The 16,170-nt window shown below is 71.9% G+C and carries 5 protein-coding genes; all 5 read left to right on the forward strand.

All coding sequences use genetic code 11. From position 1 onward, the window contains the following. Positions 1-98 precede the first annotated feature (98 nt). Genes ACZ601_RS35555 through ACZ601_RS35575 form a run of 5 tightly spaced genes read left to right on the forward strand, consistent with a single transcriptional unit; the run spans position 99 to position 16,167 of the window. A complete protein-coding gene (locus ACZ601_RS35555; RefSeq protein WP_469545619.1) occupies positions 99-11,915 on the forward strand; it encodes an amino acid adenylation domain-containing protein in 11,817 nt (3,938 codons plus the stop codon). After that, positions 11,912-12,727: an ABC transporter permease gene (locus ACZ601_RS35560; protein ID WP_440573010.1), complete on the forward strand. Its 816-nt coding sequence runs from the start codon at positions 11,912-11,914 to the stop codon at positions 12,725-12,727. Before ACZ601_RS35555 ends, ACZ601_RS35560 begins: the two co-directional genes overlap by 4 nt. 26 nt (positions 12,728-12,753) lie before the next feature. Continuing rightward, positions 12,754-14,004, forward strand: coding sequence for a cytochrome P450 (locus ACZ601_RS35565; protein ID WP_469545623.1), 1,251 nt, complete (start codon positions 12,754-12,756; stop codon positions 14,002-14,004). Next, positions 14,001-14,963 (forward strand): 3-oxoacyl-[acyl-carrier-protein] synthase III C-terminal domain-containing protein, encoded by a 963-nt coding sequence (locus ACZ601_RS35570; protein ID WP_469545626.1) that lies wholly within the window; start codon positions 14,001-14,003, stop codon positions 14,961-14,963. Before ACZ601_RS35565 ends, ACZ601_RS35570 begins: the two co-directional genes overlap by 4 nt. Before the next feature lie 46 nt (positions 14,964-15,009). Further along, a complete protein-coding gene (locus tag ACZ601_RS35575) occupies positions 15,010-16,167 on the forward strand; it encodes an acyl-CoA dehydrogenase family protein (protein ID WP_440573007.1) in 1,158 nt (385 codons plus the stop codon). Positions 16,168-16,170 lie beyond the last annotated feature (3 nt).

Consider the following 16,170-nt stretch of genomic DNA (forward strand, 5'->3'; position numbering starts at 1 on the left):
GTGCGCGGCCCCACGCCTGTGGACGTCGAGCGGGTGCTCACACGCTGACGGCCGCCCGGCGGCATGGACCTGATGAGCCTTTTTCCGAGGGGATTGCAATGACTCGTGTTCCGACGGCTGGTCTGCCGCTCACCGCCGGCCAGAAGGACATCTGGTTCGACGAGAAGCTCACTGGCGGCGGTGCCACGTACAACACCGCCATCTACTGGGACATCAAGGGCCCACTGGACCAGGAGCGTTTCGCGGCGGCGCTGGCCCGCCTCGCGCAGGAGTCGGAGTGCCTTCGGGTCCGCTTCTTCGAGGTGGACGGCGAGCCCCGGCAGATCGTCGAGGAACTCGCCGGGCTGCCGCTGACGGTGACCGACGCGCGCGGTGCGGAAGACCCCGCGGCGCTGGTCCGCGAGGCCATCGGGGCGGACCTGCGGGTCCCCTTCACCGTGGGCGGGCACGAGCCCCTGTTCCGGCTGAGCGTGTTCACCCTCGCCGAGGACCGCACCGTGTTCTGCCTCCTCAACCACCACCTGGTCTCGGACGGCTTCAGCTACGTCATCTACTGGCAGCGGCTGGCCGCCATCTACGAGGCGATGAGTGCCGGCACCTCACTGGAGGAGAACCGGTTCGCCTCGCTGAACACGCTGATCGAGGCAGAGGCGGCCTACGTCGGCTCACCGCGCCACGAGCGGGACCAGGCCTACTGGCAGGAGCACTTCGCGGACGCCCCCGAGCTGGTGACCCTGGCCCGCCGGGACGCCGAGCCGGCCCAGTCCTTCCTGCGCGAGGAGACCGTCCTGGCCGACGAGCTCGCCGAGCGGCTGCGCGCGGTGGCCTGGGACGCCCGGGTGACCTGGCAGACCGTGCTGGTGGCGGCGCTCGGCGCGTACACCCGGCGGATGACCGGCACGGACGACACCCTGCTGTCGCTGCCGGTCACCGCACGGGTCGGCGGCACGATGCAGAACATCCCCGGCATGGTCGTCAACTACCTGCCGCTGCGGCTGCGGATCCGCCCGGAGACGACCCGCGGTGAGCTGCTGTCCGCCGCGTACAAGGAGATCTCCGGAGCGCTCAAGCACCAGCGCCACCGGGTCAGCAGGATCCGGCGCTCCATGGGCCTGGGCAGCGACGACCGGCGCCCCTTCGGCCCGTTCCTCAACATGATGCCGCAGATCGAGAAGCTGACGATCGGCCCGTGCGAGGCCGTCCTGCACAGCCCGTCCACCGGGCTCGTGGACGATCTGGAGTTCACCGTCGCGGACAAGGGCGCGAACGGAGTCGCCATCGACCTCAGCGCCAACGAGAGCCGGTACGACCGCGCGGAGGCCCGCGGCCACCTCCAGAGGTTCATCGGCTACCTCGACCGCTTCCTGACGGCCGGCGCCGACGACCGGCTCGGCACGCTGGAACTGCTGCTGCCGCAGGAGGCGGAGCGGCTCACCGGGACACTCACCGGCCCGGAGCGGCCCGGACCCTACCTCGGTGTGGTGGAACGCGTACGGGCCAGGGCGGCCGAGCGGCCCGACGCCGTCGCGGTGACCGACGACTCCGGCAGCCTGACCTACGCTCAGCTGACCGGCCGCGCGAGCGCCCTCTCGCGGCGGCTGGCGGGGACCACCGGACTGGTGGCCGTACTGGTCGAGCCCGGACGGGAGTTCGTCGTCACGGAGCTGGCCGTGCTCGGCTCCGGCCGCGCCTTCCTGCCCATCGACTCCCGCTCCCCGCTCGCCCGGCTGACCGCGCTGCTGTCCGCCTCCGGCGCCACCACCCTGGTGACCGACGCCGCCTGCCAGGAGCTGGCCGGACGGCTGGCGGCGGAGGCCGGGCGGGACCTCCCACTGGTGGTGCTGGACGAGGCGGAGGACCCGGGGACCACCCTCGCGCCGGTCATCGGCGGGCCGCAGGACCTCGCCTACGTCATCTTCACCTCCGGGTCCACGGGCCTGCCCAAGGGCGCGATGGTGCAGCGCGGCGGCATGATCAACCACCTGCTGGCCAAGGTCGAGGAACTGGCGCTGACCAGGACCGACAGCCTGGTCCACAACGCCCCCGTCACCTTCGACATCACGGTCTGGCAGACCCTGACGACCCTGCTGACCGGCGGCCGGGTCCGGGTGGTGAGCCGGGAGACGGCGGCCGACCCCGACGCCCTGTTCGGGACCATCGGGGCCGAGGGCCTGACCGTGCTGGAAGTGGTTCCGTCCCTGCTGCGCGCCACCCTCGACGCGTGGGACACCACCGGCAGCGCTCCGGTGCTGCCGGCCCTGCGCTGGATGATCTCCAACGGCGAGGCGCTCGCACCCGAACTGTGCGACCGCTGGTTCCGCCGCTACCCGGCGATCCCGCTGGTCAACATGTACGGACCGACCGAGTGCTCGGACGACGTCACGCACGCCTACGTCCGCCACGGCGACGTCCTGGACGGTGTGTTCGTCCCCATCGGCCGGCCACTGCGCAACACCCTGCTGTACGTACTGGGCGACGAACTGCGTCCGGTGCCGCAGGGGGTACCGGGCGAACTCTTCATCGGCGGCGCCGGAGTCGGCCGGGGCTACCTCGCGGACCCGCGCCGCACGGCCACCACCTTCGTCCCGGACCCGTTCGCCGGCGGCGGTGCGCGGATGTACCGCACCGGTGACCGGGTGGTACTGCGCGCGGACGGCCAGCTGGACTTCATCGAGCGCCGCGACCACCAGGTCAAGATCCGGGGACACCGGATCGAGCTCGGGGAGATCGAGACGGCCCTGCGCGGACTGCCCGGCGTCGGTGACGCGGTGGTGACCGCGAACGCGGACCCGTCCGGGCACAAACGGCTGATCGGCTACTTCGTCGCGGACCAGGGACCGCTGGACCCCGAGGAGGTCCGGGCCGGACTGGCCGGGGTGCTCCCCGGATACATGGTCCCGGCGGCCCTGACGGCCCTGGACCGGATGCCGCTGACCGCGCACGGGAAGGTGGACCGCAAGGCGCTGCCCGTGCCCGACTTCGCTCCACCGGCCGCCCTGCCCGCGGCGGCGCCCCGCAGCCGCGCGGAGGAGATCGTCAGCCAGGTGCTGGCCGAGGTGCTGGGGCTGACCTCGGTCGGCCCGGACGACAGCTTCTTCGCCCTGGGCGGCGACAGCATCAGCTCCATCCAGGTGGTCAGCCGGGCCCGCCGGGCGGGGCTGGTCATCACCTCCCGCGATGTCTTCCTGCACCGCACGGCCTCGGCCATCGCGGCGGCGTCCCGGCCGGCCGAGGACACGGTCACCCAGGCGGCGCGGGACGGTGTCGGCGAGGTCGAACTGACCCCCGTGGCGGACCAGCTGCGCGAGGAACTCGCCCATCTGCCCTCGGCGAGCCGCGAGTTCAGCCAGTACATGACCGTCACCCTGCCCGAGGGCGCCGACCACGAGCTGCTCGGCACGGCCCTGCAGGCCCTGGTGGACACCCACGACACGCTGCGGATGCGGCTGGTGGCGCCGGCACCGGGACTGTGGTCGCTGGAAACGCTGCCCCCGGGCGCCGTCAGCGCGGCCGACATGATCAGCCGGGTGGACGTCTCCGGGACCGACGGCGACCCGCTGCCCGGCCAGCTGGCGGCCGCCCGCTCCCGGCTCCGTCCCGAGGACGGACTGATGGTGCAGGCGGTGGTGCTCGACGAGGGCGCCGACCGCCCGGCGCGGCTGCTGCTCGTCATCCACCACCTGGCCGTGGACGGGGTGTCCTGGCGCATCCTGCTGCCCGACCTCGAAGCCGCGTGGAACGCGGTGGCCGCCGGCCGCCCGGTGCGGCTCGACCCCGTCGCCACGTCCTTCCGGGGCTGGGCCAGGACGCTCACGGAGCAGTCCCGCACCGCACGCCTGGTGGGCGAACTGCCCAGCTGGAACAACAGGCGGGCCGACGACGACCCGCTGCTCGCTGGACGCCCGCTGGACCCGGCCGTGGACACCCAGGCCGACGCGCGTCAGGTGCGCGTCACCCTGTCGTCCGAGCGGACCGCCGAACTGCTCGGCACGGTCCCGGCCGCCTTCCACGCCGAGGTGAACGAGGTGCTCCTGACCGGCCTCGCCCTGGCGGTCACGGACTGGCGCCGCGCCCGAGGGGTCCAGTCGAGCCGGACGCTGATCGAGCTGGAGGGCCACGGCCGCGAGCCCGTCGCGGGAGAGCTGGACCTCTCGCGCACCGTCGGCTGGTTCACCAGCGTCTTCCCCGTCTCCCTCGACCTCGGCGAACTCGACCGGAGCCGGCTGAAGGACGGCGGATCCGCCTGCGGCACCGCGCTCAAGCGGATCAAGGAGCAGCTGCGCGCGGTGCCCGGCCACGGCATCGGATACGGACTGCTGCGCCACCTGAACCCGCAGTCCGCCCGGGTCCTGGCCCGGCACGCCGTCCCGCAGATCGGCTTCAACTACCTGGGCCGGTTCACCACCGGTACGGGGGCCGCCTGGGAGATGGAGGCCGACGCCTCCGGCCAGAGCGCACACCCGGAGACCCCGCTGCGCTACCCGGTCGAGATCGTCGCGATGACCGAGGACCGCCCGGAGGGCCCCGTACTCTCGGCGACCTGGACGTACGCCGGCGGGCTGCTGTCGCACGACGACGTCCAGGAGATCGCGGAGGGCTGGTTCCGGGCCCTGGGCGAACTGGCCGACCACGCCCGCCTCCCCGGCGCGGGCGGCCGTACCCCGTCGGAGTTCCCCCTGGTCACCGTCGACCAGAAGGAGATCGAGGCGTACGAGCGCGAAGAGGGGTACACGGGCGGGCTGACGGACATCCTGCCGCTCTCCCCGCTCCAGCGCGGACTGCTCTTCCAGGCCGAGTTCGACCGCCACGGCATGGACGCGTACACCCTCCAGGTCCTCATGGACATCGCCGGACCGCTGGACAGGGCCGCACTGCGCGCCGCGGTCGCCGCGCTGCTGGAACGCAACGACGCGCTGCGCGCCGGATTCCGGGACCGGGACGCGGGCGACCCCGTACAGCTGATCCCCGACACCGTCGAACTGCCCTGGTACGAGGTCGACCTGACCGGTGTGGCGGAGGACCTCCGGGAATCCGAGGCGGCCCGGCTGACGGACGAGGAGTGGCTGCGCCGCTTCGACGTGGCACAGCCGCCGCTGACCCGCTTCACCGTCTACGAACTGGGCCCCGAGCGCTACCGGGTGGTGTGGACCGCCCACCACATCCTGGTGGACGGCTGGTCGCTCTCCGCCGTGCTGGCACAGGAGCTCGTCACGCTGTGGTCCAACGGCGCGGACGCCTCTGTGCTGCCGCCGGTCGCTTCCGTCCGGGGCTTCCTGGAGTGGTCCGACGCGCAGGACAAGGAGGCCGCACGGGAGGCGTGGCGGCAGGAGCTGGCCGGGGTGGACGAGCCCACCCGGCTCGGCCCCGCAGACCGTCCCCGGGTCGAGACGCTGCCGGAGACCTGGACGACCGAGCTGCCGCAGGAGATGACCGGTGCGCTGACCACCTGGGCCCATGACCGCGGGCTGACCATGAACACCGTCGCGCAGGGCGCCTGGGCGGTCGCCCTCGGCCGGCTGACCGGCCGGGGGGACGTCACCTTCGGGGCCGTCGACTCCGGCCGCCCCGCAGACCTGCCGGGCGTGGAGCAGATCGTCGGATCGTTCATGCACACGCTGCCGGTGCGGGTGACCCTCTCCCCGGAAACCACCCTCGAACAGCTGCTGACCGACCTCCAGTCGCGCCGGCTCGCCCTCGAACCGCACCTGCACCTGGGCCTGGCCGAGGTACAGCAGAGCATCGGCATCGGTGAGCTCTTCGACACCGTGGTGAGCTTCCACAACTACCCCACGGGCGTGCTGGACCGGATCGGTGAGCACATCCCCGGTCTGTCCATGCTGGACTGGAAGGCCCGGGTGATCGCTGAATACCCGCTGGCCCTGGGGGTGTTCCCCGGCGACCGGCTGCGGCTGGAGGCCCAGTACCGCTCCGACGTCTTCGACGCCGCACAGGTCGAGGCCGTGGTGACACGCTTCGTCCACGTACTGGAAGCACTGGTCGCCGCCCCCGGCGCACGGCTGGCGACGGTGGACGCCCTGGGCGACGCCGAACGCCGCCGGCTGCTCCAGGAATGGGCCGGCACCCCGGGACCCGCCGCGCCTCGGCCGGCCACCGAGACCTTCGAGGCGCACGCGGAGCGGACACCCGACCGGACCGCGGTCGTGCACGGCGAGAGCCTGGAGGAGTTCGCCTACGGAGACCTCAACGCCCGCGCCAACCGGCTGGCCCGGCTGCTGATCGAACGGGGGGTCGGCCCCGAGGACGTCGTCGCCGTGGCGCTGCCCCGCTCGGCCACGATGGTCGTGGCCGCCCTCGCGGTGCTCAAGGCCGGCGCGGCCTACCTCCCGGTCGACGCCGGGTACCCCGCAGACCGGATCACGTACATGCTGGACGACGCCCGCCCGGTGGCCGTGCTCACGGTCCAGGAGGTGCTGGAGCGGCTGCCCGAGGGAGACCTGGACGTCATCGCCGTCGACGCGGCCGACACCGTCACCACGCTGGAGCGGCACCCGGCCCATGACGTCACCGACGCCGAACGCCGCACCCCGCTCAGCGCGAGTCACCCGGCCTACGTCATCTACACCTCAGGCTCCACCGGCCGGCCCAAGGGCGTCGTCGTCGAACACTCCGGAATGCTGGGGATGATCGCGAGCCTGGTGGAACGCTTCGGCCTGGACAGCGACACCCGGGTGCTCCAGTTCGCCTCCTTCAGCTTCGACGCCTCGGTCTGGGAAATCATGCTGGCGCTGCTCACCGGCGGCTCCCTGGTGATCGCCGACGAGGAGAGCCGGACGCCGGGCCGGCCGCTGGTCGACCTCATCAACAAGGCACGGGTCAACCTGGCGGGACTGCCGCCGGTGGTGGTGAACGGACTGCCGGAGGGCAGCACGCTCCCCGCCGACCTGCGGCTGGCGGTGGCCGGCGAGGCGGTGCCCGCGGAGACCGTCGAGCGCTGGGCCTCCCAGGTCCGGCTGTACAACGGCTACGGCCCCACGGAGGCCGTGGTGAGCTCCACGGTCAGCGGCCCGCTGACCACGCCCGGCCGGCCGCCCATCGGCCGCCCGACCTCCGCACACCGGGTCTACGTGCTGGAACACGACCTGGCGCCCAGCGCCGTCGGCGCCGTAGGAGAGCTGTACGTGGCCGGCGGACTGGCCCGCGGATACCTGGGCCGCCCCGACCTGACCGCGCAGCGGTTCGTGGCCGACCCGTACGGGGCCCCCGGCTCGCGGATGTACCGCACCGGTGACCTGGTGCGGTGGCTGGAGAACGGCGAACTCGACTACCTGGGCCGCGCCGACGACCAGGTCCAGCTGCGGGGCTTCCGGATCGAGCTCGGTGAGATCTCCTCCGCCCTGCTGGCCCAGGACACGGTGGCCCAGGCCACCGTCACCCTGTACGAGGACGCCGACGGGGACCGGCGGCTGGTGGCGTACGTCGTCCTCACCGACAAGGACGCCGTCGCCGACGGACTGCGCGAGCAGCTGGCCGTATCGCTGCCCGACTACATGGTCCCCTCGGCGGTCGTGGTGCTCCCGGAGATGCCGCTGACTCCCCAGGGCAAGCTGGACCGCAAGGCGCTGCCCGCGCCGGAGCTGCGCGCCACCCTGCACGGCCGCGAACCGCGCAATCCGGCCGAGGAGATACTCCGCGGGCTGTTCGCGGACGTCCTCGGCCTGGACCGGGTCACCATCGACGACGACTTCTTCGATATCGGCGGGCACTCCCTGCTGGCGACCCGGCTGGTCAGCCGGGCCCGCGCCGCACTGGGCGTCGAACTGCCCATCCGGGCCCTGTTCGAGGCGCGGACGGTGGCGGCCCTGGCCGAGCAGCTGGTCACCGCCGACGCGGCCCGCCCTGCGCTGGCCCCGGCGCCCTCGGACGCCGATCCGGTGCTCTCCTTCGCCCAGCAGCGGCTGTGGTTCCTCAACCGGCGCGAGGGCAGGTCCACCGGCACCTACAACTCGCCGATGACCTTCCGGCTCTCCGGACGGCTCAACCCCGACGCCCTCCAGGCGGCGCTCCGCGACATCGTGGAGCGGCACGAGGTGCTGCGCACGGTCATCCCGGAGACCGACGGACGGCCCGGCCTGCGGGTCCTGGACGCGGCCACCGGCGGTCCGGTGCTGAAGGTCCGCTCGCTGCCGGAGGCGGGGCTCGCCGCCGCGCTCGCGAAGGAGTACGACCTCGGATTCGACCTGACCGCCGAACCCCCCATCCGGGTAAGGCTGTTCACCGTCGCCAAGGACACCCACGTCCTGCTGCTGGTCCTGCACCACATCGCCTTCGACGGATGGTCGATGGCGCCGCTGCTGGGCGACCTGTCGACCGCGTACCGGGCGCGCTGCGCCGGACGGTCCCCCGAGTGGGCGCCGCTCCCGGTGACGTACACGGACTACGCGGTGTGGGAGCACAAGCTGCTCGGCTCCCCGCAGGACCCCGACAGCCCCGGCTCCCGCCAGCTGGAGTACTGGAAGCAGGCGCTGGCCGGGCTGCCGGAGGAGCTCACCCTGCCGACGGACTTCCCCCGGCCGGCGGCCGGCGGCGACTCCGGCGGCGAGATCCTCTTCGAGCTCGACGCCGAGCTCTACAGCACGCTGGTGACGATCGCCCGCGGCGCCGGAGCCAGCGAGTTCATGATGCTGCAGGCCGCGTTCGCGGCCCTGCTGACCCGGCTCGGCGGCGGGACCGACATCCCGCTGGGCACCTCGGTGGCCGGGCGCACCGACGACGCGCTGACCGACATGGTCGGGTTCTTCGTCAACTCCCTCGTGCTGCGCACCGACACCAAGGGCGACCCGGCGTTCAGCGAGCTGCTGGCCCGGGTCCGGGAGTCCGACCTGGCCGCCTACTCCCACCAGGACGTGCCGTTCGAGCAGCTCGTGGAAGCGCTCAACCCGGCGCGTTCGCTGGCCAGGCATCCGCTGTTCCAGGTCATGCTGACGCTGCAGAACAACGAGGACGCGCCGATGGACCTGCCCGGCCTCACGGTGCGGCCCGAGTTCGTGGAGTCCGGCCGGATCAAGGTCGACCTGGCCCTGCAACTGCTGAAGTGGCCCGAGGACGGCTCGATGCGGGGCCTGCTCGGCTACCGCACCGACCTGTTCACCCGCGCGGGCGCCGAGCGCGTCGTGGAGTCCTTCCTGCGACTGCTGCGCGCCGTGGCCGCGGACCCGGAGGTCCGGCTGAGCCGGCTGGACGTGTTCGGTGCGGACGAGCGGGACCAGGTGCTCGACCGGTGGAACGACACCGCGAAGGAGGTGCCGGCCACCACCCTGCCCGAGCTGTTCGCGGCGCAGGCGGCCCGTACCCCCGACGCCACCGCGGTCCGGGACAAGGACGGCTCGCTGACCTACGCGGAGCTCGACGCCCGGTCGAACCAGCTGGCCCGTGAGCTGATCAAGGCGGGGGCCGGTCCGGAGAAGGTCGTGGCGATCGCCGTGCCCCGCTCCCCGGAAGCGCTCGTCGCGATCCTCGGCGTACTCAAGTCCGGTGCGGCCTACCTTCCGGTCGAGGCGGACGAACCCGTCGAACGGCTCAAGCGGATGTTCGCCGAGGCCGCACCGGTCCGGGCGGCCACCACCACCGCCCTGGCGCGGCGGATGCTCGCCGCGGGGACGCCCCCGATCGCGCTGGACGGGCCCGCGGTGACCTCCGCGTCGAGCGGGCCGCTGACCGGGGCGGAGCGGTCCGGACCGCTGCTGCCGGGCCACCCGGCCTATGTGATCTACACCTCCGGAGCGAGCGGCCGCCCCCGGGGCACGGTCGTCGAGCACCGCTCGGTGGTGAACTACCTGGACTGGGCCCAGGACGCCTATCGCGCTCCGCGTGCCGAAGTGCTGCTGGCCACCCCGCTGTCCTTCGACATCTCGGTGACCGGGCTGTTCCTGCCGCTGACCACCGGCGGGACGGTGCTCCTCGGCGAACTGGTCGAGGGCGACGCCGTGGCGGGCGGGGGCGCCGGGTTCTTCAAGGGGACCCCGAGCCACCTGGAGCTGTTCGACGTACTGCCCGACGGCTGCTCACCCACGGGCGAACTGGTGCTGGCCGACGAGCCGGTGACCGGTGAGCGGCTGGACGAGTGGCGCAAGGCCCACCCGAGGGCGCGCGTGCTGACCGAGTTCGGCCCGACGGAGGTCACGGTCGGAGCGATCGCCTCGGCCGTCGAGCCCGGCGAGGAGACCCCGGCCGGCACGCTGCCGCTCGGCCGGCCGATCGGCAACGTCCGGGCCTATGTGCTCGATCCCTGGCTGGGGCCGGTCGGTCCTGGCGTGCCCGGGGAGCTGTACCTCGCCGGAGACGGACTGGCCCGGGGATACGCCGGCGGTCCGGGCGCGACCTCGGAGCGTTTCGTGGCAGCGCCCCACGGCCCTGCGGGATCACGGATGTTCCGCACCGGTGACGTGGTGAAGTGGGACGCGGACGGCAGCCTGCGGCACGTCGGTCGGTCGGACGGCCAGGTCCGCGTCAACGGATTCCGCATCGCCCCCGGCGAGGTCGAGGCCGTGCTGGAGCGCGAACCCTCGGTCGAGCGGGCCGTGGTCGTGGCGCGGGAGGACCGTCCGGGCGATGTCCGGCTGGTCGCCTACGTCGTCTCCGCCGAAGGGGCGGTGGCGGACCCGGCCGTGCTGGACAAGGCCGCGAGGTCGGCCCTCGCCACCTACATGGTGCCGTCCCTGTACGTACCGCTCGATGCCGTCGTGCTGACCGTCGACGGGCGGGTGGACCGGGCGGCGCTGCCCGCGCCGGAGGAGACCAGGGCGACGGCGGGCACGCCGCCGCGCGACGCGACCGAGACCGCGCTGCACGACGTGGTCGCCGAGGTGCTGGGGCTGTCCCGGTTCGGGGTGGAGCAGAACCTCTTCGACGTCGGCATGGACAGCATGAAGTCACTGCGGCTGGTCAGCGGGGCCCGCGCCGCCGGGTTCGAGATCACCATCGCCGATGTCTTCGTGCACCAGAGCGTGGCCGCGCTCGCGGCAAGCTGCCGGCCGGAACCGGCCGAAGCCGAAGCCGAAGCCGATGTGGACGCCGCGCCACGCAGCGGGGCGGAGGTGATGGCCGGAGCGCTCGCCTCCGCGGCGGGGCTGAACCTGACCGACCCGTTCGGCGCGATGATCGGCATCAATCCGAACGGCGGCCGGCCACCGGTCTTCTGCGTGCACGGCGGGGTCGGGTTCAGCCTGCCGTACCTGCCGCTCGCGCAGCACCTGGACCCCGAGCAGCCGATCTACGGCATCCAGGCCCCGTGCGTGGTGGACTTCGCCCCGCTGCCGGGCTCCATCGAGGAGATCGCCGCGGACTACGTGCGGATGATCAAGAAGGTCCGGCCGGAGGGCCCCTACCACCTGCTCGGCTGGTCGTTCGGCGGCACCATCGTCTACGAGATGGCACTCCAGCTGAGCCGGGCCGGCGAGGAGGTGGGAGTGCTGTCCGTACTGGACGCCTACCCACGGACCGGCGTACCGGACGACCGGGAGGAACAGTCGCTGTTCGCCTGGCTGCTGGAGGGCATAGGCCACCACCGTTCCGAGTTCGGGGAACGGGACCTGACGATCGGTGACATCTTCGAGACGCTCCGCCGGGACAGCAGTCCGCTGGCGGAGATGGGCGAGCGGCGGATGGCCCGGATGGTCGACCTGATGGCCCACCACCAGACGCTGAAGTCCCTCTACGCACCCGGCCGCTACGACGGCAGGATGCAGCTCTTCGTCTCCGAGTCCCCGCTCTCCGACGGGGAACGGACCGACAAGGTCCGGCTGTGGGAGCCGGTCTTCGACGGCCCCATGGACGTCCACCACATCGCCTGCACCCATGACGAGATGATGAGCCGCGTGCCGTTGTCCGAGATCGGGCCGGCCATCGCCGCCGAGCTGGACCGCTGGCACGCCGAGCACGAAGGCGGCCGTTCATGACGACCCTCGCACTCACCCCGCGCCCCGCTTCGGCCCTGCTCACGGAGATCACCGCGGTGACCGGCCGGCGGCTGCGGCACCTGCGGCGGGCCCCGGCCCGGGTACTGGGGGTGGCCCTGAGCCCGCTGGTGAGCATGATCATGCTCGGCTATCTGTTCCGGGACTCCATCAACCTGCCGGCCGGTGGCTCGTACGGGGAGTACGTGTTCGCGGGCGGCGCCGTCCAGGTCGCTCTCGCCTGCGTGGGGCCCACCGCCGTCTCCGTGGCGCTGGACCTCCAGGGCGGCATGACGGACCGGTTCCGCTCCCTGCCGATCAGCCGGCCCGCGGTACTCCTCGGGCACACCCTGGCCGATCTGCTGGTGGGGCTGCTGGGGCTGGTCATCGTCACGGGCTTCGGGCTGCTGCTCGGCTGGCGCCCGCACACCGATCCGCTGCGGGTGCTGGGGGGCTTCGGGCTGATCGCCGTATTCATCTACGTCATGCTCTGGCTGGGCGTGCTGTTCGCGCTCACGCTGCGCAACGTGGAGACGATCAGCGTGATCACGCCGTTCGTGGTGATCGTGCTGCCCTTCCTGTCGAATGCCTTCCTGGCCCCGCAGAACATGCCGTCGCTGATCCGGCCGGTCGCCGAGTGGAACCCGGTCAGCGCCGTGATCGCCTGCTGCCGCCGGCTGTGGGGCAACCCCGCGACGGCCGGCGGCACCTTCCCCACCGACCACCCCTGGGTGGTGGCCGCAGTGTCCCTGGGCCTGCTCTTCGCTCTCTGTTCACTGGTGAGTTTCCGCCGCTACCGCACCGCGGGCGCCTGATCCGCAGCCCTGGAGGAAGACAGCACATGAATCACCAACTACGGTCGCCCGCAGGCGATCTCGAAACGGTGGACCTCACCGATCCGCAGACATTCCTCGACGTCGACCTGGCGGACATGTGGCGCAGGTTCCGTACGGAGCAGCCCGTGTTCCGGCACCGGGCCACCGAACGAGGGCCCGCGTTCTGGGTGATCTCCTCCTACGCGGACGTGGTCGCCCTCTACCGCGACAACAAGCGGTTCACCTCCGAGCAGGGCAACGTCCTGGCGACCCTGCTCCAGGGCGAGGACTCCGCCTCCCGCAAGATGCTGGCCGTCACCGACGGCCCCCGGCACCGCGAGATCCGCAACCTGATGCTCAAGTCCTTCTCGCCGCACGTGCTGGAGCCCGTGGTGGCCGGTGTGCACGAGCGGACCCGGCAACTGGTCGCGGAGGCCCTCGCGCACGGCGAACTCGACTTCGTCAGCGACGTGGCGGACCAGATCCCGATCAACACCATCGGCGACCTCATGGACGTCCCGAGGGAGGACCGCGAACAGCTCGTCGCCTGGAACACCCAGACGCTCTCCCGGCACAGCGCAGAGGACAGCGAGATGGACGAGTGGATGGCGCGCAACGAGATCCTCATGTACTTCTCCGAGCTGGCGGCCAAGCGCCGGCGCCACCCCGGGGACGACGTGATCAGCGCGCTGGCCACCGCCACCGTCGACGGTGAGCTGCTGACCGAGGACGAGGTCGTCTTCAACTGCTACAGCCTGATCCTGGGCGGCGACGAGTCCAGCCGGATGTCCTCGGTCGGCGGACTGATCGCCCTGGCCGAGAACCCCGGGCAGTGGCATGCGCTGAAGTCCGGCGAGGCCGGCCTGGACAGTGCCACCGAAGAGGTGCTGCGCTGGACCACCCCCGCCATGCACTTCGGGCGCCGGGCCCTGGTGGACGTAACCCTGCGGGACCGGACCATCGAGGCGGGTGATGTGGTCACCCTGTGGAACAGCTCGGCCAACTTCGACGAGAGCGTCTTCGAGACCCCGCACGTCTTCGACCTGGCCCGCACGCCCAATAAGCACGTCGCCTTCGGGTACGGGCCGCACTTCTGCCTCGGCGCCTTCCTCGGCCGCGTCCATGTGAACGCCCTGCTCGCCGCCCTGCGCTCGCAGGTCGCGGACATCAAGCTGGCGGGCCCGCCCACCAGGCTGTTCTCGAACTTCGTCGACGGCTACAGCGGGCTGCCGGTCGTCCTCACCCCGGAACCCTCCACAGAGCGGAGCGCCGCATGAGCATCGGGATCGGAGCGATCCACTGCCTGTTGCCCACCGAGAAGGTGGCGCTGGAGGAACTCCCCGAGTTCTCCATGCTGTCGGCGGAGGCCGCCGACTTCGCCCGGGGCAGCGGCGTGCGGTCCGTCGGCGTCTTCAAGGAGACCGAGCAGGCGCCCCTCGCCGCCAGGGCCTGCCAGGAGCTGTTCGCCGCGCACCCCGGGGATCCGGACACCCTGCTGATGGTGGGGCCGCGCGCCCCGGACGTACTGCTCGGCTCCGACGTCGGCCGGGTGCAGGCGGAGGCCGGACTGAGCTCGGCGTTCGCCTTCAGCGTCGACGGCCTGGGCTGCACCGGCTCCAGCGTGGCCTGGGCCCTGGCCCGGGACCTCCTGGTCGCCGATCCCGCGAGGGAACAAGTGGTGATCACCCACGCCAGCCGCCCCACCGGAGTGGACCGCGTCCGCTTCCCGGTCACCGTCGTCGGTGACGCCGCGTACGCCATGACCATGGTGCGCGGCGGCCGGCCGGTCCTGCGGGCCCACCGTCAGGAGACCGACGGCAGGTTCCACGACCTCTTCCGCGTCGACTACAAGGAATCGCCCTGGTACGAGTGGCGCGAGGTGTGCGAGGACCCGGCGCGCTACCGCTTCGGGCTCGCCACCACCAGCCAGCGCAGGCTCGGCGCCATGGTGGAACAGGTGCTGGCGGACGCCGGAGTGGGCCGGGACCGGGTCAAGGCCACCCTCATGCAGAACGTCACCGCGAGCGCGTACGACTTCTACACCACCCTGCTGGGCCTGCCCATCCACCCGGTCTGCGGTGAACACCTGGCCGAGTACGGGCACTTGGGCGCCATGGACGTGGTCCTCAACCTGAACGCCCTGCTGACCGGCAAGGAGCTGGAGGAGGGCGACCTGGTGATCGTGCTCAACAACAGTCCGGTCGCCGCCTGGGCGGTGACCCTGTGGGAGATATGAGCCCCGCCACGGCCCGGACCGCTATCTACGACCACGGAGAAGACTGATGGATTTCGCTCCCTCGCCCGAACAGCAGGCGTTGCGCGACAAGGTGCTCCGGTTCGCCCGGGAGAACCTCGGAGCCCAGGCCGCAGAACACGACCGCAACGCCACCTTCGACGAGCAGGGCTGGAAGGCCTGCGCCGACTTCGGTGTCCTGGGGTGGCCGATCGCCAAGGAGTACGGCGGCGGCGGGCTGGACCCGCTCACGGCGATCATGGCCTACGAGGCGCTCGGTGAGGGCTGCGTCGACAACGGCCTGGTCTTCGCGATCAACAACCACCTCTTCGCCTGCGCCGTCTACATCGCGGACCACGGCACAGAGGAGCAGCGACGGCGCTGGCTGCCCGCGCTCTGCGACGGCTCGCTCGTGGGGGCCCACGCCCTGTCGGAGCCGGACACCGGTTCCGACATGCTCTCCCTCACCACCACCGCCGTGCGCGACGGTGACACCTATGTGCTGAACGGGACCAAGAAGTTCATCAGCAACGGTCCGAGCGCCGGACTGTTCATCGTCTTCGCCCGCACCAGCGACACCGGCGCCCGCCAGCGAGGCGTCTCCGCCTTCATCGTGCCGGCGGACACCGAGGGGATCGGCGTCCGCGACATCCCCAAGGCGGGTCTGCGCGGAACCCTGATGGGCGAGGTCACCTTCGACGGCTGCGTGGTCGGTGAGGAGCAGCGGCTCGGCGCGGAAGGGGCCGGCTACCAGCTTTTCACCGCCACGATGGAGTGGGAACGCGGCTTCATGTTCGCCAGCCAGGTCGGCGTGATGAGCCGGCTGCTGAACCGCTGCGTGGACTACAGCGCCACCCGGAAGCAGTTCGGCCGCGCCATCGGCTCGTTCCAGTCCGTCTCGAACAAGGTCGCCGACATGCGGGTCCGGCTGGAGCTGGCCCGGCTGATGCTCTACAAGGTCGGCTGGCTGCGCTCCGAGGGCCGCCTCGCGATGCACGAGGCGTCCATGCTGAAGCTCTACGTCAGCGAGGGCCTGAAGACCACCGCGCTGGACGCCATGCAGATCCACGGCGCCCGCGGATACACCGAGGAGCTCGGTATCGAGCGCGAGGTGCGGGACGTACTCGCCGGCACGATCTACGGCGGCACCTCGGACATCCAGCGGGCCATCATCGCGGGCCTGCTGGGCCTGCCCACGGCAGCTTAAGGA

It is taken from the genome of Streptomyces sp. NPDC104307 (assembly GCF_055584045.1).

Bases quoted from the DNA above. Each gene is read 5' to 3' on its own strand.
- ACZ601_RS35555 (WP_469545619.1), top strand. From the start codon at position 99: ATGACTCGTGTTCCGACGGCTGGTCTGCCGCTCACCGCCGGCCAGAAG.
- ACZ601_RS35565 (WP_469545623.1), top strand. From the start codon at position 12,754: ATGAATCACCAACTACGGTCGCCCGCAGGCGATCTCGAAACGGTGGAC.
- ACZ601_RS35570 (WP_469545626.1), top strand. From the start codon at position 14,001: ATGAGCATCGGGATCGGAGCGATCCACTGCCTGTTGCCCACCGAGAAG.
- ACZ601_RS35575 (WP_440573007.1), top strand. From the start codon at position 15,010: ATGGATTTCGCTCCCTCGCCCGAACAGCAGGCGTTGCGCGACAAGGTG.
- ACZ601_RS35560 (WP_440573010.1), top strand. From the start codon at position 11,912: ATGACGACCCTCGCACTCACCCCGCGCCCCGCTTCGGCCCTGCTCACG.